Here is a 24965-nt window from a genome sequence, read left to right as displayed (position 1 = left end):
CCTTATTTGACAGACGTGCCCAGCACCTGCAGATAGGCAATCACGGCTTCAAGCTCGGTCTTGTCCTTGACTTCCTCGGCCGAGCCGCTGATGTCTGCATCGGTGTAAGGCACACCCACCAGGCGCAAGGCCTTCATGCGAGGCGCCATCCCAGCCGGGTCGACCTTGTTCTGCTCCAGCCACGGGTAGGCCGGCATGTTCGACTCGGGCACCACGTCACGTGGGTTGTGCAGGTGAGCACGGTGCCATTCGTCGGAGTACTTGCCGCCCACGCGCTGCAGGTCAGGACCGGTGCGCTTGGAGCCCCACTGGAAGGGGTGGTCGTACACGAACTCGCCAGCCATGGAGTAGTGGCCATAGCGCAGCGTCTCGGCACGGAAGGGACGGATCATCTGCGAGTGGCAGTTGTAGCAACCTTCACGCAGATAGATGTCACGACCAGCCAGTTGCAGCGCGGTGTAAGGCTTCAGACCAGGAACCGGCTCCGTCGTGCTGTGCTGGAAGAACAGCGGCACGATTTCGACCAGGGCACCGAAGAGCACGACGACCAGCGTCAGCACGATCATCAGGAAGTTGCTGGTCTCGATCTTCTCGTGCGAGAAGAGCTTCACATTGTGATTGTTGTCAGCCATGTTGTTCTCCTTCGATCAGGCGTGAGCAGGCTGAGGGATCGGCGCGTTGACGGCACGACCATTGGTCGCGGTCATCACGGTGTTCCACAGCATCAGGATCATGCCGCCCAGGTAGAGCAGACCACCGGCCACGCGGATCACGTAGAACGGATAGGTTGCCTTCACGCTCTCCACGAAGGAGTACACCAGGGTACCGTCAGGGTTCACAGCGCGCCACATCAGGCCTTGCATCACACCGGCAATCCACATCGCGGCGATGTAGAGCACGATGCCGATGGTGGCAGCCCAGAAGTGCAGCGAGATGGCCGACACGGAGTACATCGTGGTGCGGCCGAACATGCGCGGAATCAGGTAGTACAGCGAGCCCATCGAGATCAGCCCCACCCAGCCCAAGGCGCCGGAGTGCACGTGGCCGACGGTCCAGTCGGTGTAGTGCGACAGCGAGTTCACGGTCTTGATGGACATCATCGGACCTTCGAAGGTCGACATGCCGTAGAACGACAGCGCCACAATCAGGAACTTCAGGATGGCGTCGTCACGCAGCTTGTACCAGGCACCCGACAGGGTCATGATGCCGTTGATCATGCCGCCCCACGAGGGTGCCAGCAGGATCAGCGAGAACACCATGCCAACGGACTGGGTCCAGTCAGGCAATGCGGTGTAGTGCAGGTGGTGAGGACCCGCCCACATGTAGGTGAAGATCAGGGCCCAGAAGTGCACGATCGACAGGCGATACGAGTACACGGGCATGCCGGCCTGCTTGGGGATGTAGTAATACATCATGCCCAGGAAGCCTGCCGTCAGGAAGAAGCCCACGGCATTGTGGCCATACCACCATTGCACCATGGCGTCCTGCACACCGGCGTAAGCGGAGTAGGACTTGGTCAGCGAAACGGGGATTTCGGCGCTGTTGACGATGTGCAGCAGGGCCACGGCGATGATGAAGGCGCCGTAGAACCAGTTGGCCACATAGATGTGACGGATCTTGCGGGTACCCACGGTACCGAAGAACACAACGGCGTAAGCCACCCAGACCAAGGTGATCAGGATGTCAATCGGCCATTCCAGCTCGGCGTATTCCTTGCCGGTGGTGAAACCCATGGGCAGCGAGATCGCGGCCAGCAGGATCACCAGTTGCCAACCCCAGAACGTGAAGGCCGCCAGGGGGCCCGCAAAAAGGCGCGTCTGGCAGGTACGTTGCACCACGTGGTAAGACGTTGCGAACAGGGCGCAGCCGCCGAACGCAAAAATCACCGCATTGGTGTGCAGGGGACGCAGGCGACCGTAGGTCAGCCAGGGGATACCGAAATTGAGTTCCGGCCATGCCAGTTGTGACGCGATCAGGACGCCGACAGCCATACCTACGACGCCCCATAGGACGGCGGCAATGGCGAACTGCCGGACAACCGTATCGTTGTACGTGGCAGAGTGGGTGGTTGCCATCTCTTCTTCTCCTTTGTTACAGACTGAATTGTGAGGGCAAACCACTATCTATTCTTGATGAGGCTCAACGTTGCCCCCATCTTGTTGCCCTTCGGGTTGCAGGATGCGCAGCCCTTCTTGTTCGATGTCCTCAAACTGCCCACTGTTGACAGCCCATCCCAGCACGGCCAGGATCGCCAGCACGAGCAGAACGGATACGGGAATCAGGACGTACAGAATTTCCATGGTGTGTGGCCGCCTCACGAGCGGAAGGCGCCGAGTCTAAGCGCATTCAGGACCACCCCAAGCGAGCTGAGCGCCATGCCCAGCCCCGCAAGCCAAGGGGGCAGCAGCCCCATCAGGGCCAAGGGTATGCAACTGAGGTTGTAGAAGGCAGCCCAGGCCAGGTTCTGCTTGACGATACGCATGGCACGCCGCGCGGTTTCAACGGCCAGCGGCACCCCCAGCAGGCGCCCGCCCAGCACGATCAGATCCGCCTGAGATTGCGCCAAGGCCGCCCCCTGGTCAAGCGCGATGGAGACGTTGGCCTTGGCCAGCACGGGCGCATCGTTGATGCCATCGCCCACGACGGCAACGCGGTGGCCTTGCGACTGCGCCTGGGCAATCACCTGCAGCTTGTCTTCCGGGGTGGCGTGGGCCCTGGCGATCACCAGTTCGCCGCGAGGCCCCAAATGTTGCGCCGCAGCAACTACCCGACTCTCCTGGTCACCCGAAAGCAGCGCAGTCTGGCATTTCAGGGCGTTGAGGCGGGCAATTGTCGGGGCGGCCTCCTCGCGGAAGGTTTCGTCGAACACAAAGCCGGTGACGCTTTGCGGCATCAGCACGCCGTCCTGCCCGCGCCCCGCCAGCCAGACGCGCGCCTCGGACAGGCCTGCGGCCCATGCATCCAGCGCCTCGCCGCCGCCGTCCAGCACCCAGTGACGGGAGCCCAGGCGCCAGCAGACCCCATGCTCGTCCTGTGCTTGCACGCCTTTGCCCGCGAACTCGCGCACGTCCAGCCATGACTGCCCCTGAAGACCACCGGCCTCCTGCACGGCCTTGACCAGCGAGCGCGACAAGGGGTGCTGCGACTGCGAGGCCAAGGCGGCGGCCTTTTGCCAGCGATCGCTCGATTCGCCCGTCAGGCCATTGGAAACCTGCGCCCCACTCGCCTGGCTGACCAGACCCACGACGCGCAACTCGCCCTCGGTCAAGGTGCCGGTTTTGTCGAAATAGATGCGGTCGACATGTGCCAGCGCCTCAAGCGCATCCAGGCGTCGCACAAGCAAACCTTGACGGGCCATGGCGCCGGCAGCGGCCAACAGGGCCGAGGGGGCCGCCAGCGACAAGGCACAAGGGCAGGTGACGACCAGAACCGACACCGCCACCCAGACCGAGCGCGCCGGGTCAATGAACTGCCAGGCAATGGCACTGCCACCGGCCAGCGCCAGGACAGCCCACAGGAAGGGGCCTGCCATGCGGTCGGCCTGCCGCATCCAGCCGGGCTTTTCCGTCATGGCCTGCTGCACCAGGGAGACGATCTGCTGGTAGCGGGTGTCCGGCCCCAGGCGCTCCACGGTCATCCAGACGGGCGAGCCCAGGTTCATGCTGCCGGCCACCACCATCTGCCCCTCCTGGCGGCGCACGGCACGCGACTCCCCTGTCAGCAAGGATTCGTCGACATCGGTCTGCCCGGTCAGGATCTGCCCGTCAGCCGGAAACACCTGCCCTACGGCCACCCTCACCTTGTCCCCATGCTGAAGGGATGAGATGGGGATGGATTCGGTGCGGGACGCGGACACGTCGGCCAGAGCAGCGTCGGCCTCGATCACCCTGTCGACCGCTTCTGGCAGTTGCACGCACAAGGATTCGAGCGACTGGGTGACCTTCTCGCGTGCCCGGCTCTCCAGCCAGCGCCCGCCCAGCAGGAAGGTCACGAACATGGTCAGCGAGTCGAAATAGACCTCGTGCCCGAAGATGGCCTGGCCGCCGAATGTGGCGCCGGTACTGGTGATGAAGGTGGCCGCGATGCCCAGTGCCACCGGGGTGTCCATGGCGATGCGCCCTTGCCGGGCTGCGCGCCAGGCACCAGAAAAGAAGGGACCGCACGAGAAGAGCATCACCGGCAGGCTCAATACCCAGCCCGCCCAGTTCATCAGGTTCCAGAGGTCCTTGGGGATGGTATCGGGGCCAGACACGTACTGCATGGTCGTGACCATCATGATCTGCATCATGCAAAACGCCGCCACCGACAGGCGCCACAAGAGTTTGCGACGCTCAAGCAGGCGCTCGTTGCCAGCACGCGCGGCCGCATCAGGCCAGGCACGGTAACCGGCCTTCTGCACCGCGGCCACCACCTCGGACAGCTTCGTTTTGGCCGGATCCAGCAGGATGCGGGCGCGCTGTGAAGCAGCCTGCACCTGAACCTCGCGCACGCCCGGCACACGCAGGATGGCATCCTCGATAGTGATGGAACACGCCGCGCAGTACATGCCCGACAGGCCCAGGCCGATGCGGCGAAGGCTGCTGCCCACGGGCACGTCCACCACGCATTGCGCCAGCAAAGCCGGGTCATCCAGCCCTGCCACCTGGGCGGAGCTCAAGGCCGGCAAGGGCTTTACTTGCGCAGGTGTCGGCGAGATGGTCTGGGTAAGCGTTTGGGTCATCGGGCTCGCTGATACAGTCGGGCTGCCAAATTGGCCGACCAGACGGACAGGTGCCTGAGGCGACACCGGTCGGCAATCTACACGGAAATTTACGGGTTAACCCCAAGAAGGATCAAGGTGATGTCTCGGATTGTGTTTCAAGTTGCCGGCCGGCCGGCCTGGAAAGCCGCCATCGCAGCCATGAGCGTGTGTGTGTTGCCCCTGCTTGCACCCTCGACGGCCCTGGCACAAGACCGCGCGCAACATCTGCCCACCGTGACCTTGGGCGCCGGCATGCACAACATCAAGGCTGAGGTCGCCGAGACGCCTCAGGAACACGAAATCGGCCTGATGTACCGCACCAGCATGGGCGCCAACGACGGCATGCTGTTCATCTTCGAGCGGCCTGGCCAGCAGTGCTTCTGGATGAAGAACACGCTCATCCCGCTGGCCGTGGCATTTGTGGCCGACGACGGCACCGTGGTGAACGTCGACGAGATGAAGCCGCAAACACTGGACCCACACTGCTCGACCAAGCCTGTTCGCTTCGTGCTGGAGATGAACACCGGGTGGTTTGCCAAGCGCGGCATCAAGGACGGCAGCAAGCTCAGCGGCGTGCCATTTGGTACACCCCGCTGACCCTCGCAGCGCTGCCGCTCGGCAAGGTCAGCGCGTTTTGGCCGCGATGCGCTCTTTCAGCTGAGGCATCACCATCAGGGCGGCTTCCCGCCCAGCCAGGATGGACAGGCGGCGTGCGCTGAATTCCGTGCTGCCGATGCCTTCCAGTTTGGGGCGCATCACGACATCGGCATCCTGCAACTCGTACTGACTGATGGCGTGCCCCATGATGTTGAAGGTCTGCAGCAGGATGTCCACGGCCCCCTTGGTCGACTGGCCTTCCGGGATGGCCGAGATGTCCACGGCGATCACGATGTCGGCCCCCATCTGCTTGGCGTAGCGAACCGGAATCGGTGAAACAGCGCCACCGTCGATGTACTCTCGCCCACCGATCTTGACCGGCTCGAACACCCCGGGGACCGAACTGGAGGCGCGCACGGCCATGCCTGGGTCACCCTTGCGAAACAGGATGGGCTGGCCGTTTTGCAAATCAGCCGCCACGATGCCCAGCGGCATGCGCATGCCCTCGATCTGGCGGCCGCCGGTCAGGTTGCGCACGAACTTGGCCAAGGCCTCGCCCTTAAGCAGGGAGCGGCCCGGGAAAACCCAGTCGGTGATGGTTGACTCATCCAGCGTCATGGCCATATTGGTGAGCTCAGCCGGTGTCTTGCCTGCCGCGTAGAGCGTGGCCACCACGCTGCCGGCGGAGGTCCCCACCACGAGATCAGGCTTGATCCCCTGCTCTTCCAGCACCTGCAGCACGCCGATATGGGCAAAACCGCGCGCTGCGCCGCCGCCCAGCGCCAGGCCGATTTTCGGAGGCCGCGGGGCGGGTTTGGGCGCCACCGCCGCGATGGGTGGAGGGGCGGGCGCCGGAGCGGGCGGCGCCTGAAACACGCTGCAGGCACTGATGGACAGCACGGCGCCCAAGGCAACAACACGCTTGAAGAGCCTATATTCCACAGAAGAATAAACAACTTCTAAAAATGTTCTTTTCATTTATATATAAGTTTTCTACAGTTCAGCCTCCGTCAACCTGCTCGCCGTGTCTGGCGTGTGAGCGTGTTCAGAAAGCTGTAGCGTTTCAATGAATTTCGATTGGACAGCCGTTGCCGCCGGCGCCGGAGTGGGCTCGATTGTGGGGCTGACAGGTGTGGGTGGCGGCTCCTTGATGACACCCCTGCTGATTTCGGTCTTCGGTCTCGAAAAAGCGGTGGCCATTGGCACGGACCTGTGGTTCGCAGGCATTACCAAGGTCTCGGGGTCGGTTGCGCACCATCGAGAAGGCCATGTGGACTACCACATCGTTAAAAAGCTGCTCTACGGCAGCATTCCGGCCACCATCCTGACCATGCTTTTCATGCACATGGTCGGCATCAACAAGCGCGGCGACAGCGCCCTGGCCTACGCCCTGGGCATCGCCCTGTTGTTGACGGCCATCACCGTGGCGTTTCGCCCGGTCTGGCACAAGGTCGGGATCTGGCTGGAGCGTTGGATCACCCGCGAGCGCCGCCCTGCCTTGACGGTGCTGTGCGGGGCGATCCTGGGGGTGCTGGTGTCCTTGAGCTCGATCGGCGCAGGCGCCCTGGGCGCCACCATGATCCTGCTGCTCTACCCTCGCCTGGACATGAAGCGCCTGGTGGGCAGCGACATTGCGCACGCCGTGCCGCTGACCATCGTGGCGGGCATCGGGCACGCCTCTTTGGGCAACGTCAACTGGATGTTGCTCACCGAGTTGCTGATCGGCTCCATCCCCGCAATCTGGGTATCGGCCAAGCTGACCAAGCATTTGCCTGAGACAATCACGCGTTTTGCGCTTTGCGCCTGCCTGGTCCTTGCTGCCAAGAAGGTTTTGCTGACCGCTTGATTCACAACGAGACATGCCGCAGCACAGTATCCCCTTCGGGAATGTGCCAAGCGTCCTTGACACATCGACACCCTGCTTCAATGCGGGAGACTTGCCATGTATCAGTACACTGAATTTGACAAACAGTTCGTCCGCCAGCGTGCGGCTCAGTTCCGCGACCAGCTGGAGCGCAACCTGGCTGGCAAGCTGGGCGATGACGAGTTCCGTCCGCTGCGCCTGCAAAACGGCTGGTATGTCCAGCGCCACGCCCCCATGTTGCGTGTGGCCGTGCCTTACGGCGAGATGTCCAGCAAGCAGATCCGCCAACTGGCGAAGATCGCCCGCGAATACGACCGCGGCTACGCCCACTTCACGACCCGCCAGAACGTCCAGTACAACTGGATCCCCCTGGCCAAGAGCGCCGACGTGATGGACCTGCTGGCCGAAGTCAACATGCACGGCATCCAGACCTCGGGCAACTGCATCCGCAACATCACGGCAGACGCCATGGTGGGTGTGGCCGAAGACGAGATCATCGACGCCCGCCCCTACTGCGAAGTGCTGCGCCAATGGTCGACCTTGCACCCTGAATTCGCCTTCCTGCCCCGCAAGTTCAAGATCGCCGTGAGCGGCGCCAAGGAAGACCGCGCGGCCATCTACTGGCACGACATCGGCCTGCAACTGGTCAAGGATGACGAAGGCGAAGTCGGCTTCAAGGTGATCGTGGGCGGTGGCATGGGCCGCACGCCCATCACCGGCACCGTGATCAACAGCTTCGTGCCCTGGCAGCAGATCCTGGTCTACATCGAGGCCATCGTGCGCGTGTACAACCGCTACGGCCGCCGCGACAACATGTACAAGGCCCGCATCAAGATCCTGGTGAAGGCCGAAGGCCAGAAGTTCTTTGATCAGGTCAACCAGGAATTCAGCAACATCCTGACGCGTGACGTGGACGGCGCGGCCCACATCATCCCGCAGGCCGAATTCGACCGCGTGAACGTCGGCTTCAGCTACCCGGAATCGGTCAAGGCCTACACGCCCACCGGCAATGGCCTGCCCGCTGATGCGTCTGCCGCAGACAAGACCCAGTTCACCAAGTGGCTGGAGCGCAATGTCAAGGGCCACAAGGTGCAGGGCTACAAGAACGTGCACCTGTCGGTCAAACGCGTGGGCCAGGCTCCTGGCGACGTGACCGATGCGCAAATGGACGCGATCGCCGACATGGCCGACCGCTTCAGCTGCGGTGAGTTGCGTGTGACCCACGACCAGAACGTGCTGCTGCCCTTCGTGCGCGAAGAAGAGTTGTTCGCCCTGTGGCAAGCCGCCAAGCCCGCCACGCTGGCGTCGGCCAACATTGGCCTGCTCAGCGACATGATCGCCTGCCCGGGTGGCGACTTCTGCGCCCTGGCCAACGCCCGCTCCATCCCCATCGCCAATGACCTGATCGAGCGCTACCAGGATCTGGACGAGCTGTACGACATCGGCGACATCGACCTGCACATCTCCGGTTGCATCAACTCCTGCGGCCACCACCACACGGGCCACATCGGCATCCTGGGCGTGGACAAGGACGGCACCGAGTGGTACCAGGTCACCCTGGGTGGCTCTGATGGCTCCGACCACGCGCCCACCAGCCTGGTCGGCAAGGTCATCGTCCCCTCGTTCGCTGCAGACGAAGTCACCGACGTGATCGAAGCCGTCATCGAAACCTACAAGGGCCAGCGCGCCGCCAACGAGAAGTTCATCGACACCGTCAAGCGTGTCGGCATCGACCCGTTCAAGGCCGCCGCCAACGCAGTACGCCGCACGACAGCCAAAGCAGCCTGATCGGCGCCAGGAAGGACACACACATGAAGTTCATTGACCCCCATCACGATCAGTGGCGCACGGTTGGCGGCGAAGACGGCCCCATGTCCCACCCGCCCATCAAGAGCTACAGCCTGCTGACGCTGGGCCAGTGGCATGCCGTGCGCGAGCAGTGGCCTGCACAAGGCTCGGCCGACTACAAGCCCGTGGGCGTGATTCTGCCCAATGACACCGACATCGAAGTGCTGGAAGCCGACACGGCCAAGCTGGCGCTGGTGGTGCTGCAGTTCCCCAAGTGGGTGGACGGCCGCGCCTACAGCCAGGCGCACATCCTGCGTGCCCGTTACCGCTTCACGGGCGAGATCCGCGCCACGGGTGAAGTGCTGGTGGACATGATGCCGCTGTTGGCCCGCTCTGGCTTTGACGCCGTGGCCCTGCGCAGCGACCAGGACCGTGCCGCGGCCGAACGCGCACTGGGCTTCTTTGCCGCACGCGGGCACTACCAGGGCGACATCAAGGTGACCAAGCCGGTGTTTGGTCGCGCAGCCTGACCCAAGGAGCATTGCTGATGAGCGAAACATCCTCCCTCGGTAGTTCGTCCCTGATCGGCGGCCCTGCGCCTGCCGGTTCGGCCATCACGCTGTACAACCACCCCAGCGCCGACTACGCCGCCAAGGTGCATGCCACCATCGAGTTGCTCAAGGCCGCCGCCTTCGAGCACCCCGGCAAGGTCGTGCAAGCCACCAGCCTGGGCGTGGAAGACATGATCGTGACCGATCTGATCGCGCGTTACCAGTTGCCCATCGCCATTGGCACGCTGGAGACCGGCAAGCTGCATGCCGAGACTGCCTCGTTGATCGGCACCATCGAGACGCACTACGCCGATGTGGGCCTCCATGTCGAGGTCTACAAGCCCGTGCAGGAAGCCGCGATCGAGTTCGTCAAGCGCAACGGCGAGAAGGCGATGTACGAAAGCATCGACCTGCGCAAGGCCTGCTGCGGCATCCGCAAGCTGGAGCCGCTGAGCCGCATGCTGGCTGAGCGCACGGCCTGGATCACCGGCCTGCGCCGCGAACAGTCCAACAACCGTGGCGACATGGCCGCGCGCGAACAGGACGACAAGGGCCGCGCCAAGTTCAACCCCATGATCGACTGGACCTGGGGCGATGTGTGGCACTACGTGTCCGTCAACCATGTGCCCTACAACCCGCTGCATGACCAGTTCATGCCCAGCATCGGCTGCGAGCCCTGCACACGCGCCATTGCCGTGGGCGAGGACTTCCGCGCCGGCCGCTGGTGGTGGGAGGATGAGAAAGCCAAGGAATGCGGCCTGCACGTGCACAAGAATTGAATCCCGAAAAGTAGATTGAAGCTATGAATGATGTGACCCAATTGCTGGCGGATGTGGACCACCGCCACCTGGACGCCCTGGAAGAAGAAGCCATCTTCATCCTGCGTGAAGTGGCCGCCACCTTCGAGCGCCCCGGCCTGCTGTTCTCCAGCGGCAAGGACTCCTGCGTGGTGCTGCATCTGGCCGAGAAGGCCTTCAAGATGAAGAACGCGCAAGGCAAGCTCGAAGGCAAGCTGCCCTTCCCGCTCGTGCATGTGGACACCGGCCACAACTTCCCTGAAGTGATCGAGTTCCGCGAACGCCGCGTCAAGGAAATCGGCGAGCGCCTGATCGTGGCGCACATGGAAGACTCCATCAAGCGTGGCACCGTGCGCCTGGCCCACCCGCTGGAATCGCGCAACGGGCACCAGACGGTGACCCTGCTCGAAGCCATCGAAGACAACCGCTTCGACTGCCTGATCGGCGGCGCCCGTCGTGATGAAGAGAAGGCCCGCGCCAAGGAGCGCATCTTCTCGCACCGCGACAGCTTCGGCCAGTGGCAGCCCAAGGAACAGCGCCCCGAGCTGTGGAACCTGTTCAACACCCGCATCAAGCCGGGCGAACACTTCCGCGCCTTCCCGATCAGCAACTGGACCGAGCTGGACGTGTGGCTCTACATCGCCCGCGAGAGCATCCCGCTGCCCAACATCTATTTCAAGCACCCCCGCCAGGTGATGCGCCGCAAGGGCCTGCTGGTGCCTCTGACCGAGGTCACGCCGGCACTGGATGGCGAAACCATCGAAACCGTGGACGTGCGCTTCCGCACCGTGGGCGACATGACCTGCACCTGCCCGGTTGAATCCGATGCCGCCAACCCGGCCGACATCGTTGCCGAGACCCTGCACGTGACCGTGAGCGAACGTGGCGCTACCCGTATGGACGACCGCACCTCCGAGGCCTCGATGGAGCGCCGCAAGAAGGAAGGCTATTTCTGATGACTAACGTGATTCACAACGCTGCCAACGAAGAATTGGCACACAAGGCCCTGCGCTTCCTGACTGCTGGCAGCGTCGACGATGGCAAGAGCACCCTGATCGGCCGCCTGCTGTTCGACAGCCGCGCCATCCTGGCCGACCAGCTCGACGCGCTGGAAAAGCGCGCTGCTGGCGCCCCGATCGACCTGTCGCTGCTGACCGACGGCCTGGAAGCCGAACGCGAGCAAGGCATCACCATCGACGTGGCCTACCGCTACTTTGCGACCAAGACGCGCAAGTTCATCATCGCTGACGCCCCGGGCCACGAGCAGTACACCCGCAATATGGTGACGGCTGCCGCCGGCTCCGACGCGGCCGTGGTGCTGGTCGACATCACCAAGATCGACTGGAAGGCTGACCCGGTGCCTTTGCTGGCCCAGACGCGCCGCCACAGCCTGCTGGCCCAGTTGCTACGCGTGCCCTCCATCGTGTTCGCCGTGAACAAGCTGGATGCCATCGAGCAGGACACCGAAACCGCCTTCAACAACGTCAAGGCCTCGCTGGAAGCCTTCGCTCAGCAAGCCGGCATCGTCAGCAAGGGCGTGATCCCCGTGTCGGCACTGCGTGGCGACAACGTGACCACGCCGAGCGCCAACTGGCCCTGGTACAAGGGCCCGACCCTGCTGCAGGTGCTGGAAGAGCTGCCTGCGTCTGACGAACGCCATGACGGCGCGCTGCTGCACCCCGTGCAGTACGTGACCCGTGACAGCGTCGGTGAAGGCGAAGCATCCGCGTCCGGCACCGGCCACCAGTACCGCGCGTTCTGGGGCCGCATCGCCCACGGCGCGGTCAAGGCTGGCGACGAAGTGCAGATCTTCCCCAGCGGCCAGACCGCCATCGTGGCCGAAGTGCGCCACTCGGCCCTGGTTGTGGACGCGTGCGTGGCAGGCCAGTCGGCCGGCATCGTGCTGGACCGCCAGGTCGACATCTCCCGCGGCGACTGGATCCACTCGCCCGGCAGCATCAAGCCCACCGACAGCTTCACCGCCACCCTGGCCTGGCTGGACACCGAACCCGCCGTGGTCGGCCGCAAGTACTGGGTGCGCCACGGCAACCGTTGGGTGCAGGCTCGCATCACCTCGATCGACAACCGCCTGGACATCCACACCCTGGCCGATCAGGACGCGCATGAACTGGCCGTCAACGAAATCGGTCGCGTGCAGATCCAGACGCAGCAGCCGCTGCCGGTCGAGCCCTATCTGGACAACCGCATCGGCGGCGCCCTGATCGTGGTCGACCCCACGACCAACCGCACCAGCGGCGCGCTGCTGGTCAAGGCCGCCTGATCCCCCACACCACAAGGAAGCATCCGTGGATAAGCCCTGCTCACTCGTTGCGGCCAAGGTTGTGTTCATCGGGGCCGGCCCCGGCGAGGCCGACCTGATCACGGTGCGCGGCAGCCGCCTGCTGTCGCAAGCCCAGGTGGTGTTGTTCGACGCACTCGCGGACGCCACCTTGCGTGATCTGGCACCCCAGGCTGACTGGATCGACGTGGGCAAGCGCGGTTTTTCCGGCAAGGAAGGCAGCGACTTCAACGGGCAGACACGCATCAACCAGTTGCTGGTCGAGCAGTCGCTGGCCACTGGCGCCATCCACGGCGAGCGTGGTCTGGTTGCTCGCCTCAAGGGCGGCGACCCCAGCCTGTTTGGCCGCCTGGAAGAAGAGCTCCATGTGCTCAACGAAGCAGGCATCCCCTGCGAAGTGGTGCCCGGCGTGACCTCTGCCCTGGCTGCGGCTGCGGCCACCAAACGGCCCTTGACACGCCGTGGCACAGGCCGCAGTGTGAGCTTCACCACCGCCATGACGCGCACGGGCGACTTGCAATGCGGCATGGGCCCCGGCCAGCGCGCCGACACGGAAGTGTTCTACATGGCCGGGCGCCAGCTCGATCCACTGTCCAAAGGGCTGCTGGATGCGGGCTGGCCCGCAGAAACCATCGTCAGTGTGGTGTCACGTGCCGGCTGGCCTGACATGCGCCACACCGTGCACACCGTGGGCACGCTGGGTGATGCCAGCTCCGTCCACGCCGGGCGCCCGACCCTGGTCATCGTGGGGGCTGGCGCCACGGATCTTCCTGACCAACCTTTGACCCACATCGCCCTTTGCGGCGAATCAAGAGACCACACGACAGGCTAAAGCGCAAGCCCAGCCCGTAGAATCTCGCCCTATTCACCTCCAACTGATTCAAGAGACTAGACATGACCCACGTCGTCACCGAAGCCTGCATCCGCTGCAAATACACGGACTGTGTGGACGTGTGCCCGGTGGACTGCTTCCGCGAAGGCCCCAACTTCCTGGTCATCGACCCCGATGAGTGCATTGACTGCGCGGTCTGTATCCCCGAGTGCCCGGTCAACGCCATCGTCCCCGAAGAGGACGTGCCCGGCAACCAGCAGCAGTACATCCAGATCAACGCCGACCTGGCCAAGTCCTGGCCCAGCATCACCAAGCGCAAGGAACCCCTGCCTGATGCCGACGAGTGGAAGGACAAGACCGGCAAGCTGGATCAGCTGGCCCGCTGATCGCTGCTTCTTCCTGCGGCACGTTCGATGATCCACACCGATGCCCTGGTCATCGGCGCCGGCCCGGTCGGCCTGTTTCAGGTCTTCCAGTTAGGTCTGCTGGGCCTGAAGGCCGACATCATCGACGTGTTGCCGCATGCCGGGGGCCAGTGCATGGCGCTGTACCCCGACAAACCCATCTATGACATCCCTGGCGTGCCCGTGTGCACGGGGCGCGAGCTGACGCAGCAATTGCTGACCCAGGCAGCGCCCTTCATGCCGGCCGATGCGCCTGATGCACTCCCCCGCAACCTGCATCTTGGGCATATGGTGTCCGAGTTGCGCGTATTGCCAGAGGGTGGCTTCGAGCTCCTGACCGACAAGGGCCTGCAAGCCCGCGCCCCCGCCGTGTTCATCGCTGCGGGTGCCGGCGCGTTTGTGCCGCGCGGTTTGAACCTGCCGGGGCTGGACGCCGTCCGCAATCTGCACTATTTCCTGCCCGAACAAGCCGACGCCGCCACCCCATGGGCTGGGCAGCATCTGATCATCCATGGCGGCGCAGACGAGGCCTTGTCAGCCGCACTGGAGATGGCGCTGCACCCTGACCCAACCCAGCGCCCCACCCGCTTGAGCCTGCTGCATCGCCGCGATCAGTTCCAGGCCGAAGACGAGCTGGACAAGCAGGTTCGCGCCTTGATGGCCACCGGGCAGATTGAATTGATCGTGGGCATGCCAGTGGCGGCCCATGTCGAAGGCGAGCAGCTCACTGCACTGCAGATACTGGGCGCCGACGGGCAGACACGCACACAGCAACTGGATCACCTGCTCATCCGCCTGGGCATGAGCCCCAAGCTCGGCCCCTTGACCACATGGGGCATGGCGCTGGAGCGCAAGCAGGTGGCCGTCTCTACCACCAGCTTTGAGAGCAGCATCCCCGGCATCTACGCCGTGGGCGACATCAACACCTACCCGGGCAAGAAACGCCTGCTGCTTTGCGGCTTCCACGAGGCCACGCTGGCGGCGCACCATGCGGCGGCCACGCTGCACCCAGAAGCCCCCCAGCACCTGCTCTACACCACCACCAGCCCGCTCTTGCACCAGCGCCTGGGCATTGCCAAATAGGCAAGCTTTACAATCCAGCCATCGCTAGGGGTGCGAAACCGTCCTGTACCGGATGCGCTTCGCTGAGAAAGACCCTTTGAACCTGACCGAGGTCGTTCTCGCGTAGGGAAGCACCGATGCACACCGGACAAGCCGCCAGGCCACGCGTCCGCCCGCATGCCTGCTCACCACGAGACGACCACCCACCGTTTCGTGCCGGAGTAGTCATCAATGCACAAGCCACATCACGCCGCTCTTCAACGCAAGGCCCAGCACCGCCTGTCGCCTTTGGGCCTGGCCATCATCGGCCTGATCAGCAGCGCAGCCAGCCATGCCCAAAGCGATGCCGCAGCAGACAGCCTGCCCAGCATCAACGTGACGGCTCAAGGCCCCCGGCAGCCCCGCGCCAGCATCGCCGGTCTGGGTGATGGCCCCGCATGGCAACAACCCGTGCAAGCCCAGAGCTTTGGTGAGACCACGCTGCGCAACGCCCAGGCCACGCGCCTGGCCGACCTGACCAAGCTGGACGCCAGCACCACGGATTCCTACAACACCGTGGGCTACTGGGACTACCTGAGCATCCGCGGCTTCACGCTGGACAACGCGGACAACTACCGCCGCGAAGGCCTGCCCATCAACGCGGAAACACGTTTGCCGCTGGACAACAAGGCCTCGGTGGAACTGCTCAAAGGCACCAGCGGCATGCAGGCGGGCGAAAGCTCGCCGGGTGGCCTGGTGAACCTCGTCGTCAAGCGCCCGGAAGGTCGGGTGCGCACGGCGATCGTCTCGGTAGACGATGCTGGCGACCTGCTGACCAGCGTCGACATCGGCGACCGCGGCGGCCCCAACAATGAGTGGGGCTTGCGCGTCAACGTGGCCGCTGAACGCCTGAACACGCACATCGACAACACACGCGGCCATCGGCAATTGTTTGCCTTCGCGGTGGACCGCCAGCTGGCGCCCGGCCATGTGATCGAAGTCGAATACGAACACAGCTACATGAGCCAACCCAGCGTGCCCGGCCTGAGCCTGCTGGGCACCCAACTGCCATCGGCACACGACTACAGCCCCAACCTCAACCTGAACAACCAGCCGTGGACCTTGCCCGTTCAGATGCAGGGCGATACCGGCACGGTACGGCTCCGCAATGACTTGGGGCAAGGCTGGCGCAGCACCATCACCTATGGTGAGCAGCGATTGAAGTCCAACGACCGTGCGGCCTTTCCTTTCGGCTGCAGCGCGGGCCCCGACTACCTGGGCGACCGCTACTGCGCTGATGGCCAATTCGACCTGTACGACTTCCGCTCTGAAGACGAGCTGCGCCTGACCCGCTCCTTGCTTGCCCAAGTCCAAGGCAAGCTCGACGTGGCTGGCATGACGCACGACCTCACGATGAGCGCGCTGCGCTCGGTGCGCCTGACCGATGTGAGCACGCAGGCCTATAACCAGGTCGGTACAGGCACGCTCTCCGATCCTTATTCGGCGTTCGCCCCAGCCTCCACGCCGCTTTACGTCGTCGCCGATCGCCACGAACGCACCACAGAATGGATGGCTCAGGATGCGATCACCTTCAGCCCGCAATGGCAAGCCTGGCTCGGCCTGCGCTACACGCAATTGCGGCGCCTGAGCGCCCCGACGGACGGCAGCCAGGCCACGCCCATCGACCAGGACCTGACCACACCATGGGCTGCGTTGGCATGGACCCTCTCCCCGCAGACCCGCGCCTACATCAGCTGGGGCGAAGGCGCCGAAGTGGAAGCCGCGCCCTATGGCGGCAGCTACAGCAATGCCGGCCAGGTGCTGCCTGCACTCAAGAGCCGCCAGTTCGAGTTGGGTGTGAAGAGCCAGCGCACACTGCAGACCAGCCTCGGCCACTTGAACCAGCAGTGGGGCGCCAATTGGTTCCACATCCACCGCCCTGTAGCGGGTGACGTTGGCGGCGCTTACCTGACTGATGGCGGCGCCACCCATCAGGGACTGGAGGGCTACTGGCAAGGACGCCTGGGGGCTTGGTCTGCTGCAGGCTCGGCCATGGTGATCGACGCGCAACGCGACGGCAGCGCCACAGATGGCGTCAATGGCAAAACGCCGGTCAACGTGCCACGCCGCTCGGTCAAGCTTTCCGGCGCCTACAACTGGGCCGCATCGCTGCCTGTGACCTTGCAGGCCGATGTGGTTCATGAAGGCGCCCGCTGGGTCGACGCTGGCAACACCGTGCTGCTGCCAGCCTGGACGCGTGTGGATGTCGGCGTACGCGCCACCCAAACCATGGGCCCTCAGACTGTGACCTGGCGCGCCGGCGTCACCAATTTGTTTGACAAACGGGCGTGGCGCGAGTCACCCACATCGTTCGGGCACATCTACCTCTTTCCCATGACACAACGCACCGTGACCCTGTCCGCACAAATCGACTTCTGATGACCAGACACGGCTGACGAAAACACGCAACGTGGCCAGGTGAGTTGTAAAAGCATGCTATAGTCGCGTTCTCAACTGATCGCCACGCCTTGCGCATGGTTTTCAGCTGATCCCCGATAGCTCAGTTGGTAGAGCGCCGGACTGTTAATCCGTAGGTCCCTGGTTCGAGCCCAGGTCGGGGAGCCAAAAATTCAAGACGGCTTTGCTTGCCGATTTGCAAAGCCCGACACCATTTGTTCCTCGATAGCTCAGTCGGTAGAGCGCCGGACTGTTAATCCGTAGGTCCCTGGTTCGAGCCCAGGTCGAGGAGCCAAGTTCAAGAACGCCTCAAGCAGTGATGTTTGGGGCGTTTTGCTTTGGAGCTTTCCATGAAACCCATCCAAGCTGGTGACCACGCCGAAATCATCGAAGGCGCCCTGGGCACCAAGGGCCCCAACGTGGGCAAGACCGTGCGCGTGGTGTGCTTGCGCGGCGAGCACAGCGAGCATGGCCGCATATGGAAAGTCGAAGGTGACAACCTGATCACCGAATACGGCGCCGTGGGCAACACGGTGGACTGCGCCCAATCGTGGCTGCGCAAGATCGAGCCGCCCCAATTGGATGAGACCAACAGCACGACCAAAGAACTGGACGTGCCAACGCATTGACCTGGCTTGGGCGCTGCGCCAACCTTGACCTCACCCCGCCGGCAAAGTCGACAACAAACCCCGAAACACCCGCGATGTGGCCGACACCATGGTCGCCCTGCTCTCGCGGTAGCCGCCCAGCAACCAGTGCAGCACGCACTGGCTCACCGCACCGGCAATGGCCAGGCCCAGCATGCGGATCTCGTCTTCGCTGTCGATGCCCAGGTCCGGATAGCGCTGCCGGGCCACGGTCATCACCAGGTTGGCGAAGCGGTCCATGGTGTCGGTGTACATCTTGTCCACGCGCGGGCTGACGCCCATCACCTCCACCCAGATGACGCGCGCCACGCGTGAGTCGGACACGTGCATGAACACGGCGTCCAACCCAGCCTCCACGCCTTTCATGATGTCGGCGCTGCCAACGGCACGTGCCAGCGCCTGCATCACGCTCAGCTCCAGCGCATCACATTGCTGGTGGTACACGCCCATCAGCAAGTCCTCGGTCGTGTCGAACGACTCGTAAAAGTAGCGGTCCGTCAGTTCGGCTTGCTTGCACAGGGTGCGCACGGTGGCCGCGCGGTAGCCCAGGGTGCCAAACACCTGCAGGCCGGCGTCCAGGAACTGCTGCCGGCGGCGCGCGCGGCGCTCTTCCTGGTTCTCCCCCCCGTAAACGCGGCCCTTGTTGTCGTCGCTGGTTCCAGTTTTCATCATACCCGTATTTGACGACAATCGTCTTCACTTGTAAACTGACGACAAGCATCTTCACTTAAGACTTTTGCGAGCAGGACCATGCAGACGTACACCGCGATCATCATCGGCACGGGCTTTGGCGGCCAGGCTGCGGCCATCAACCTCAAAAAGAACGGCATCAACGATTTCCTGATGCTGGAGCGCCGAGCCTGGATCGGTGGCACCTGGAGCCAGAACAGCTACCCCGGCGCGGCCGTGGACGTGCAGTCGCCGCTGTATTCGTTGTCCTTCGAGCCCTACAAGTGGACGCAGATGTTTGCCGAGCAAAACGAGCTGGTGCAGTACACCAAGTACGTGATCGCCAAGCACCAGCTGGAAGACAAGGTGCGCCTCAACGCCAATGTCAACAAGGTGCAATGGGATGAGGCGCAGCAGCTCTGGCAGATCCACACCGATGACGCTGGCACCTTCCAGGCGAAGTTCCTGATCAATGCCTCCGGCCCCTTGAGCACGCCCGTGATCCCCAACTTCAAAGGCCGCGACACCTTCAGGGGCCACAGCTTCCACACCAACTCGTGGGATCACGACTACAACTACCAAGGCAAGCGCGTGGCCATCATTGGCAGTGGCGCGTCGGCCGCGCAGGTGATCCCGGCGATCGCGCCAGACGTCGGGCATCTGCATGTGTTCCAGCGCACGCCACACTGGGTGCTGCCTCGCCCTGACCGTGTGTTTTCGGGGTTCGAGCGCGCGCTACTGGGCTCCAAGCTGATTTACAAGGCCCTGCGCACGGTCATCTACTGGTCGCTGGAGAGCCGCATGATCGGCTTCAAGTACTCCAAGACCATGCTCAATCTGGTCGCCCAGAAGGCCGCGCTGCGGCACATCCACAAGCAGCTGAAAGACCCCAAGCTGCAAGCCGCCGTCACGCCTGACTACACGATCGGCTGCAAGCGCATCATCCTGTCGAGCACGCTCTACCCCGCCCTGGCGCGCCCCAATGTGACGCTGCACACCAAGGACGACGGCATTGCCGAGATCAACGAGCGCGGCATCGTGACCACGCAAGGCAAGCAGGTGGATCTGGACCTGATCGTCTACTCCACAGGTTATGACGCCACGGACGGCGTGATCTCCTACCCCGTGATCGGCAAGGGTGGCAAGTCCGTGGGCGAGGTGTGGAGCACGTTCCCGCGCGCCTACCTGGGCACCTCGCTCCCGGGCTTCCCCAACCTGTTTGTGGTGACCGGGCCCAACACGGGCATCGGCCACACTTCAGCTATTTTTGTGATCGAGGCGCAGATGGAATACATCATGCGGGCGATCAAGTCCGTGCAGGCACGCAAGGCCAAGGCCATCGAGGTCAAACCCGATGCCGAGAACGATTACACCGCCATGATCCACCGCGAGATGAAGCAGACCGTGTGGCAATCGGGTGGTTGCCACAGCTGGTACCAGAGCAAGAGCGGCCACGTGATCGCGATGTTCCCGGGCTTCAGCTTCACCTTCCGCCGCATGTGCCAGGCCTTCAAGCCGGCCCATCACCTGTTTACCTGATCTTTGCAAGAAGGACCGCAAGCCATGAAGGACTTCAAGAACAAGGTTGCCGCCATCACGGGTGCGGCATCGGGCATGGGCCGCACGCTGGCGCTGGAACTGGCGCGCCGCGGCTGCCACCTCGCCTTGAGCGATGTGAACGAGGCCGGGCTGGCCGAGACCGCGCAGATGGCGAGCAAGCTGGGCGTGAAGGTCACCACCGACAAGCTCAATGTGGCCGATCGCGACGCCATGAACGCCTGGGCCGCCAAGGTGGTCGCCGATCACGGCAAGGTCAACCTGGTCTTCAACAACGCGGGCGTGGCCCTGGGCGCCCTCATCGAGACGGTCAAGCCTGAAGACTTCCAGTGGATCATGGGCATCAACTTCTGGGGTGTGGTGTGGGGCACGCAGGCCTTCCTGCCTTACCTGAAGCAATCAGGCGACGGGCATGTGGTCAACACCTCCAGCCTCTTCGGGCTGCTGGCCTCGCCCACGCAAGGCACGTACAACTCAAGCAAGTTCGCCGTGCGTGGTTTCACCGAAGCCCTGCGGCAGGAGCTGGACATCGAGAACTGCGGCGTGAGCGCGACCTGCGTGCACCCGGGCGGCATCCGCACCAACATTGCCCGCGCAGCCAAGATGGACGAAAGCCTGCATGCTGCATCTGGCGGTGATGCCGAGGCCGCGCGCGCCCGTTTTGACAAAGCCTTGAACGTGACCACGGCGCACAGCGCCGCGCTGCAGATCCTGCGTGCGGTGGAGCGCAATCAACGTCGTGTGCTGGTGGGCGTGGATGCCAAGATCCTGGACTTCCTCGTGCGCCTGGTGGGCTCGTGGTACCAGCCGATGTCGGCCTTCATTGCCCGCAAGATGCTGGCCGGTTGACCCACGCACCACACGCATCATCACCATGGCATTGAAGAAGAAAACGCTTGTGGCCGCTGCATTGGCCACACTCGCGCTGGGCTGGTCTTACACGACCTATCCGCGCATCGGGCAACTCACGTATGAGCTCGGCGCTGGCATCGAGTCGCGCCTGTACGGCCTGCACAAAGAGGTCGTCACGGTGGAAGGCATCCCCATCACCTTGTACCGTTCGTCTGGAACCGGCCCGGCCATTCTGATGCTTCACGGCTTCAGCGCCGACAAGGACGTCTGGGCGCGTTTTGCACGCCACTTCAGTGGGCAATACCAGGTCATCATTCCTGACTTGCCGGGGCATGGTGAAACGGGCTTCAAGCCTGACTGGCGCTACACGATCGAGGCACAGACACGGCGCATGGTGGCCTTGCTCGACCAGTTGCAGATCAAGCAGGCCCATGTGATCGGCAACTCGATGGGCGGCTTCATCGCGGCCCAGTTCGCCGTGAGCTACCCGCAGCGCACGCTGTCTGCCGGTTTGGTGGACCCGGCTGGCCTGCCCTCGCTGCACCCCAGCGAGATGCGCACCATGCTGAGCAAGGGCCAGAACCCCTTCCTCATCGGCTCGCGCGCAGACTTCTACCGCTTCTACCCCATGACCATGGCCTCACCGCCCTGGATGCCCGGCTTTGTGCTGGATGCCGTGGGCGAGCGTTACATCGCGCAGCGCGCACAACTGGCGCAGATCTTCAGCGAGTCGCACAAGGAGACCGACCTGCCCGTGCGCATCCACGAGGTGAAGCTGCCGGTCATGCTGATGTGGGGCACGGAGGACAGGCTCATTGACGTCAGCAGCGTGCCCGTGTGGCAAGCCGCCCTGCCCCAGTCAAAGGTGCATGTGCTCGATGGCATCGGCCACATGCCCATGGTGGAGCGCCCGGCCATGACGGCCGAGCTTTATCAGCAATTCCTGGCCAGCTTCTGAGGCCGCTCAGCGGGGCACCACGAAGGTGCTCTTCTCGATCACGCGCACGGCCTGCCCGTAAGCCCCCAGTTGCTCGACGCCCATGCTGATCGGCACGATCTGGCCCGCCAGATTGGCCGCCGCATTGGCATCCAGCCGGATGCGCACGCTGACATCGCGGTTCTCGGATGGCGCCAGTTGAATGGTCTGAGCGTTGTCCACCCGCATGCCATACACGCCGTGTTCGGCAGACACGTCCACGCGGTAGCGCTGGGGCTGCTCGGTCGAGTTCATGATGTGCAGGCGGTAGACGTTCTCGATCACACCGTCTTCCACCATGCGGGCCATCACGCCGCGGTCCCGGATGATGTCTACACGGAATGGCGCGCGCGTCATCAGGTTGAAGGCAAAGGCGCTGGCACCGATCAGCAAGGCCCCACCGTAGATGGCGGTTCGCCATCGCATCACACGCTTGACCAGTTTGGATCGGGACCAGCCGTTGTCCAGCCCGTTCTGCGTGGAAAAGCGAATGAGCCCACGCGGGTACTTCATCTTGTCCATGACCGAGTCACAGACGTCGATGCACGCACCGCAGCCGATGCACTCCATCTGGAAGCCGTTGCGGATGTCGATGCCCACGGGGCAGACCTGCACACACAGCGTGCAGTCCACGCAATCACCCAGGCCGAGCTGGGCCCTGTCGGCTGACTTGGACCGTGAACCGCGCGATTCGCCCCGCGCCGCGTCATAGCCCACGATGAGCGAGTCACCGTCCAGCATCACGCTTTGAAAGCGCGCATACGGGCACATGTATTTGCAGACCTGCTCGCGCAAAAAGCCTGCGTTGCCATAGGTGGCCAGGCCATAGAACACGCTCCAGAACAGCTCCCACGGGCCCGCGCTCAGGCTGAGGATGGACGCCAGCAAGGCGCGCATCGGGGTGAAGTAGCCCACAAAGGTCAGGCCCGTCCACAGGCTAAACACGCCCCAGGCCATGTGCTTGCTGCCCCGCTTGAGCAGCTTGTTGCCGGACCAGGGCGCGGCATCCAGGCGGATGCGCGCCAGGCGGTCACCCTCGATGCGCTGCTCGATCCACATGAAGATCTCGGTGTAGACCGTTTGCGGGCAGGCAAAGCCGCACCACAGGCGCCCGGCGATCGCGGTGAAGAAGAACAGGGCCAGCGCGCTGAGCACCAGCAAGGCGGCCAGGTAGATGAAGTCCTGCGGGTACAGGACCAGATCGAAGATGTAAAAGCGCCGGCTGTTGAGGTCAAACAGCATCGCCTGACGCCCGTTCCAGGGCAACCAGGGCAGGCCGTAAAACACAAGTTGCGTGACCCACACCATGGCCCATCGCCAGTTGGCAAACAGCCCCTGGACCGATCGTGCGTGGACTTTCTGGTGCGCCTCGAAGAGCGAGCCATGCTGAGGCGGCGTGTTGACGGGCTTGATGGGGATGATGCGGGGCTGGCTCATGTGCGGTTCCGTGCAGCCAGTCGGCTACCGGGCAGAACCATAACATTTATTTCAAATGGATGTTTATGAGCTCCCTGATTCAGATGGGGCTATCCGGCAGCGACGCGTAGCGCCTACCGGACAAGGTCATGTCCATATTCGTGTTGATTGACACGATTCGCTTCTTTCCCAATACGTCAACCTCATGCCATATTGGATGCAATTCGAAAGACAACGAACATTTTCAAAATCAGAAACGAAACGAAATGACGCTCACTTAAGGGATTTCCCGAATCAAACCGAATCTGACAGACTTCGTGCAATCGTTCTTCTCCAGCGCTCTGGCCCTCCCCCAAACGCCAGCTGAACTGTTCGAGAAGCCACAGCCAGAACCTCACTTGAACGGAAGTCCGCCATGCACATCTCGGGTGTCTCCTTTGCCTTTCCTGAACGCACTGTTTCGAACGAAGAAATGCTGCAAATCGTGGCCGACCAGAGCCGCGAAGGTTTCGAGGGTGACCTTGATGTGGCCCTGCAAACCATCGGGCATTACCTGAGCTACATCGGCTCGAAGAACCGCCACTGGCTGGCCGAAGGTGAACAGGCCTTCGCCTACACCGAGCGCGCCATCAACGATGCGCTGGACCAGGCCGGCCTGGACAAGGAAGACATCGACCTGCTGATCCATGCCAGCGTGGACAAGCGCGTGATCGAGCCCGCCATGGCCTTCTTCGTGGCCAAGGCCATGGGCATGCACAAGACCCAATGTTTCGACGTGACCGAAGCCTGTGGCAGCTGGACGCGTGCCACGCAGATTGCCCAGTCCTTCCTGGCATCGGGCCAGTTCAAGAACATCCTGATCGTGACGGCCGAGTACGCCAGCCACGAAGGCCAGCCCCTGGCACAGAACCACAAGCTCACCAGCCTGGCCGACCTGGAATGGGCCTTCGCCAGCTACACCGTGGGTGAGGGCTCGACCGCCACCATCCTGACCGCCGACAGCGACAAGCCCTGGCAGTTCGACAACCGCACCTTCACGCAGTACGCGGACCTGTGCATGTCGCCCATCATCGAAGACGATCTGGAAACCATGCGATTGAAGGACCTGTCCATGGCAGGCAAGGGCCGCCTGCGTTTCATGTCCTACGGCAAGAAGATGCAGGACAACACCATCCAGGACCTGGAAGAGATGATGCGCGAGAACCCCATCCCCGTTGATGAGGTGGACCTGTTCATTCCGCACACCAACACGCTGACCGCATGGCGCGATATTGAAAAGCGCCTGGGCAAAACCGTGCCCTATATGTTCATGCTGCCCGAGTACGGCAACCTGGTCACCAACTCCGTGCCCGCCGCCCTGGCCACCGCCAGCAAAGAAGGCCGGCTGGAGCGAGGCCACAAGGTCACGGCCCTGATGACCGCGGCCGGCATGTCCTACACCCGCTACAACTTCGTTTACTGATCCGCGAGGCCGCAC

At 63.2% G+C, this 24965-nt stretch carries 22 protein-coding genes, 2 tRNA genes, 1 pseudogene and 1 riboswitch; of the genes and pseudogenes, 18 read left to right on the top strand and 7 right to left on the bottom strand.

Going from position 1 to position 24965, the window contains the following annotated elements:
* Positions 1 to 2: 2 nt before the first annotated feature.
* The 4 genes and pseudogenes from ccoO to HY019_RS18505 form a co-directional block, all read right to left on the bottom strand.
* The gene (gene ccoO / locus HY019_RS18520) at positions 3 to 632 is read right to left on the bottom strand and encodes a cytochrome-c oxidase, cbb3-type subunit II (RefSeq protein WP_290694993.1); all 630 of its coding nucleotides are present in this window, start codon (positions 630 to 632) and stop codon (positions 3 to 5) included.
* Between the two features lie 15 nt (positions 633 to 647).
* On the bottom strand, positions 648 to 2075 hold the full coding sequence (ccoN, locus tag HY019_RS18515) for a cytochrome-c oxidase, cbb3-type subunit I (RefSeq protein ID WP_290694991.1): 1428 nt from the start codon (positions 2073 to 2075) through the stop codon (positions 648 to 650).
* A gap of 90 nt (positions 2076 to 2165) precedes the next feature.
* Positions 2166 to 2300, bottom strand: a pseudogene (gene ccoS / locus HY019_RS18510) (cbb3-type cytochrome oxidase assembly protein CcoS); the annotation flags it as partial.
* 14 nt (positions 2301 to 2314) lie between these two features.
* Positions 2315 to 4720 carry a cation-translocating P-type ATPase gene (locus HY019_RS18505; protein WP_290694989.1) on the bottom strand — a complete coding sequence of 802 codons (2406 nt, stop codon included), beginning with the start codon at positions 4718 to 4720 and terminating at the stop codon, positions 2315 to 2317.
* A 180-nt stretch (positions 4721 to 4900) separates the two neighbouring features.
* Here HY019_RS18505 and HY019_RS18500 point away from each other — a divergent pair, with 180 nt between their 5' ends.
* The gene (locus HY019_RS18500; RefSeq protein ID WP_290695079.1) at positions 4901 to 5338 is read left to right on the top strand and encodes a DUF192 domain-containing protein; all 438 of its coding nucleotides are present in this window, start codon (positions 4901 to 4903) and stop codon (positions 5336 to 5338) included.
* A gap of 27 nt (positions 5339 to 5365) precedes the next feature.
* Here the strand turns inward: HY019_RS18500 and HY019_RS18495 are convergent, their stop codons facing one another.
* A complete protein-coding gene (locus HY019_RS18495; protein ID WP_290694987.1) occupies positions 5366 to 6280 on the bottom strand; it encodes a patatin-like phospholipase family protein in 915 nt (304 codons plus the stop codon).
* Between the two features lie 124 nt (positions 6281 to 6404).
* On the opposite strand from HY019_RS18495, the gene HY019_RS18490 reads away from it, so the two are divergent.
* From HY019_RS18490 to HY019_RS18430, 13 genes are all read left to right on the top strand, one after another.
* Positions 6405 to 7184, top strand: coding sequence for a sulfite exporter TauE/SafE family protein (locus HY019_RS18490; RefSeq protein WP_290694985.1), 780 nt, complete (start codon positions 6405 to 6407; stop codon positions 7182 to 7184).
* 96 nt (positions 7185 to 7280) lie between these two features.
* The gene (locus HY019_RS18485) at positions 7281 to 8990 is read left to right on the top strand and encodes a nitrite/sulfite reductase (RefSeq protein WP_290694983.1); all 1710 of its coding nucleotides are present in this window, start codon (positions 7281 to 7283) and stop codon (positions 8988 to 8990) included.
* A gap of 23 nt (positions 8991 to 9013) precedes the next feature.
* Positions 9014 to 9520: a DUF934 domain-containing protein gene (locus HY019_RS18480; RefSeq protein WP_290694981.1), complete on the top strand. Its 507-nt coding sequence runs from the start codon at positions 9014 to 9016 to the stop codon at positions 9518 to 9520.
* A 17-nt stretch (positions 9521 to 9537) separates the two neighbouring features.
* On the top strand, positions 9538 to 10320 hold the full coding sequence (locus HY019_RS18475; RefSeq protein ID WP_290694979.1) for a phosphoadenylyl-sulfate reductase: 783 nt from the start codon (positions 9538 to 9540) through the stop codon (positions 10318 to 10320).
* A 23-nt stretch (positions 10321 to 10343) separates the two neighbouring features.
* A complete protein-coding gene (gene cysD, locus HY019_RS18470; RefSeq protein WP_290694978.1) occupies positions 10344 to 11294 on the top strand; it encodes a sulfate adenylyltransferase subunit CysD in 951 nt (316 codons plus the stop codon).
* On the top strand, positions 11294 to 12619 hold the full coding sequence (locus tag HY019_RS18465; RefSeq protein ID WP_290694976.1) for a GTP-binding protein: 1326 nt from the start codon (positions 11294 to 11296) through the stop codon (positions 12617 to 12619). Before cysD ends, HY019_RS18465 begins: the two co-directional genes overlap by 1 nt.
* A 25-nt stretch (positions 12620 to 12644) precedes the next feature.
* Complete coding sequence (gene cobA, locus HY019_RS18460) at positions 12645 to 13469, top strand: uroporphyrinogen-III C-methyltransferase (protein ID WP_290694974.1); 825 nt, start codon at positions 12645 to 12647, stop codon at positions 13467 to 13469.
* A gap of 62 nt (positions 13470 to 13531) precedes the next feature.
* On the top strand, positions 13532 to 13855 hold the full coding sequence (gene fdxA, locus HY019_RS18455; protein ID WP_290694973.1) for a ferredoxin FdxA: 324 nt from the start codon (positions 13532 to 13534) through the stop codon (positions 13853 to 13855).
* A gap of 27 nt (positions 13856 to 13882) precedes the next feature.
* Entirely contained in the window at positions 13883 to 14956 is a 1074-nt protein-coding gene (locus tag HY019_RS18450; protein ID WP_290694972.1) for an NAD(P)/FAD-dependent oxidoreductase, read from the top strand.
* Between the two features lie 16 nt (positions 14957 to 14972).
* Positions 14973 to 15082, top strand: a riboswitch (TPP riboswitch).
* A gap of 84 nt (positions 15083 to 15166) precedes the next feature.
* Positions 15167 to 17353, top strand: coding sequence for a TonB-dependent receptor plug domain-containing protein (locus HY019_RS18445; protein WP_290694970.1), 2187 nt, complete (start codon positions 15167 to 15169; stop codon positions 17351 to 17353).
* 110 nt (positions 17354 to 17463) lie between these two features.
* Positions 17464 to 17539, top strand: a tRNA-Asn gene (locus tag HY019_RS18440).
* Between the two features lie 51 nt (positions 17540 to 17590).
* Positions 17591 to 17666: transfer RNA gene (locus HY019_RS18435), tRNA-Asn, on the top strand.
* A gap of 55 nt (positions 17667 to 17721) precedes the next feature.
* The gene (locus HY019_RS18430; protein ID WP_290694968.1) at positions 17722 to 18000 is read left to right on the top strand and encodes a hypothetical protein; all 279 of its coding nucleotides are present in this window, start codon (positions 17722 to 17724) and stop codon (positions 17998 to 18000) included.
* Between the two features lie 30 nt (positions 18001 to 18030).
* Here HY019_RS18430 and HY019_RS18425 read toward each other — a convergent pair whose 3' ends face one another.
* Entirely contained in the window at positions 18031 to 18687 is a 657-nt protein-coding gene (locus HY019_RS18425; RefSeq protein ID WP_290694966.1) for a TetR/AcrR family transcriptional regulator, read from the bottom strand.
* A gap of 81 nt (positions 18688 to 18768) precedes the next feature.
* Between HY019_RS18425 and HY019_RS18420 the strand changes: the two genes are divergently transcribed.
* From HY019_RS18420 to HY019_RS18410, 3 genes are read left to right on the top strand one after another with little or no spacing between them, the layout of a single operon-like run.
* The gene (locus HY019_RS18420; RefSeq protein WP_290694964.1) at positions 18769 to 20226 is read left to right on the top strand and encodes an NAD(P)/FAD-dependent oxidoreductase; all 1458 of its coding nucleotides are present in this window, start codon (positions 18769 to 18771) and stop codon (positions 20224 to 20226) included.
* Positions 20227 to 20250: 24 nt separating this feature from the next.
* A complete protein-coding gene (locus tag HY019_RS18415; protein ID WP_290694961.1) occupies positions 20251 to 21093 on the top strand; it encodes an SDR family NAD(P)-dependent oxidoreductase in 843 nt (280 codons plus the stop codon).
* Between the two features lie 25 nt (positions 21094 to 21118).
* Entirely contained in the window at positions 21119 to 22054 is a 936-nt protein-coding gene (locus tag HY019_RS18410; protein WP_290694959.1) for an alpha/beta hydrolase, read from the top strand.
* A 6-nt stretch (positions 22055 to 22060) separates the two neighbouring features.
* On the opposite strand, the gene ccoG is transcribed toward HY019_RS18410, so the two are convergent.
* Complete coding sequence (ccoG, locus tag HY019_RS18405) at positions 22061 to 23509, bottom strand: cytochrome c oxidase accessory protein CcoG (RefSeq protein ID WP_290694957.1); 1449 nt, start codon at positions 23507 to 23509, stop codon at positions 22061 to 22063.
* 394 nt (positions 23510 to 23903) lie between these two features.
* Between ccoG and HY019_RS18400 the strand changes: the two genes are divergently transcribed.
* Positions 23904 to 24950: a 3-oxoacyl-[acyl-carrier-protein] synthase III C-terminal domain-containing protein gene (locus HY019_RS18400; protein WP_290694955.1), complete on the top strand. Its 1047-nt coding sequence runs from the start codon at positions 23904 to 23906 to the stop codon at positions 24948 to 24950.
* Positions 24951 to 24965 lie beyond the last annotated feature (15 nt).

It is taken from the genome of Aquabacterium sp., assembly GCF_016195855.1.
Taxonomy (GTDB): Bacteria; Pseudomonadota; Gammaproteobacteria; order Burkholderiales; family Burkholderiaceae_C; genus Aquabacterium.
Note: the sequence above shows the minus strand (reverse complement) of the source record. Positions and strands in the feature narration are given on the sequence as shown.

What these genes read in the sequence shown, in the direction of transcription:
- HY019_RS18400 (WP_290694955.1), top strand. Translation starts at nt 23,904, where the DNA reads ATGCACATCTCGGGTGTCTCCTTTGCCTTTCCTGAACGCACTGTTTCG.
- HY019_RS18505 (WP_290694989.1), bottom strand. Translation starts at nt 4,720, where the DNA reads ATGACCCAAACGCTTACCCAGACCATCTCGCCGACACCTGCGCAAGTA.
- ccoN (WP_290694991.1), bottom strand. Translation starts at nt 2,075, where the DNA reads ATGGCAACCACCCACTCTGCCACGTACAACGATACGGTTGTCCGGCAG.
- HY019_RS18465 (WP_290694976.1), top strand. Translation starts at nt 11,294, where the DNA reads ATGACTAACGTGATTCACAACGCTGCCAACGAAGAATTGGCACACAAG.
- HY019_RS18410 (WP_290694959.1), top strand. Translation starts at nt 21,119, where the DNA reads ATGGCATTGAAGAAGAAAACGCTTGTGGCCGCTGCATTGGCCACACTC.
- cysD (WP_290694978.1), top strand. Translation starts at nt 10,344, where the DNA reads ATGAATGATGTGACCCAATTGCTGGCGGATGTGGACCACCGCCACCTG.
- HY019_RS18450 (WP_290694972.1), top strand. Translation starts at nt 13,883, where the DNA reads ATGATCCACACCGATGCCCTGGTCATCGGCGCCGGCCCGGTCGGCCTG.
- HY019_RS18445 (WP_290694970.1), top strand. Translation starts at nt 15,167, where the DNA reads ATGCACAAGCCACATCACGCCGCTCTTCAACGCAAGGCCCAGCACCGC.
- HY019_RS18425 (WP_290694966.1), bottom strand. Translation starts at nt 18,687, where the DNA reads ATGAAAACTGGAACCAGCGACGACAACAAGGGCCGCGTTTACGGGGGG.
- HY019_RS18485 (WP_290694983.1), top strand. Translation starts at nt 7,281, where the DNA reads ATGTATCAGTACACTGAATTTGACAAACAGTTCGTCCGCCAGCGTGCG.
- ccoO (WP_290694993.1), bottom strand. Translation starts at nt 632, where the DNA reads ATGGCTGACAACAATCACAATGTGAAGCTCTTCTCGCACGAGAAGATC.
- fdxA (WP_290694973.1), top strand. Translation starts at nt 13,532, where the DNA reads ATGACCCACGTCGTCACCGAAGCCTGCATCCGCTGCAAATACACGGAC.
- HY019_RS18480 (WP_290694981.1), top strand. Translation starts at nt 9,014, where the DNA reads ATGAAGTTCATTGACCCCCATCACGATCAGTGGCGCACGGTTGGCGGC.
- HY019_RS18500 (WP_290695079.1), top strand. Translation starts at nt 4,901, where the DNA reads ATGAGCGTGTGTGTGTTGCCCCTGCTTGCACCCTCGACGGCCCTGGCA.
- HY019_RS18430 (WP_290694968.1), top strand. Translation starts at nt 17,722, where the DNA reads ATGAAACCCATCCAAGCTGGTGACCACGCCGAAATCATCGAAGGCGCC.
- HY019_RS18415 (WP_290694961.1), top strand. Translation starts at nt 20,251, where the DNA reads ATGAAGGACTTCAAGAACAAGGTTGCCGCCATCACGGGTGCGGCATCG.
- ccoG (WP_290694957.1), bottom strand. Translation starts at nt 23,509, where the DNA reads ATGAGCCAGCCCCGCATCATCCCCATCAAGCCCGTCAACACGCCGCCT.
- HY019_RS18490 (WP_290694985.1), top strand. Translation starts at nt 6,405, where the DNA reads ATGAATTTCGATTGGACAGCCGTTGCCGCCGGCGCCGGAGTGGGCTCG.
- HY019_RS18420 (WP_290694964.1), top strand. Translation starts at nt 18,769, where the DNA reads ATGCAGACGTACACCGCGATCATCATCGGCACGGGCTTTGGCGGCCAG.
- HY019_RS18475 (WP_290694979.1), top strand. Translation starts at nt 9,538, where the DNA reads ATGAGCGAAACATCCTCCCTCGGTAGTTCGTCCCTGATCGGCGGCCCT.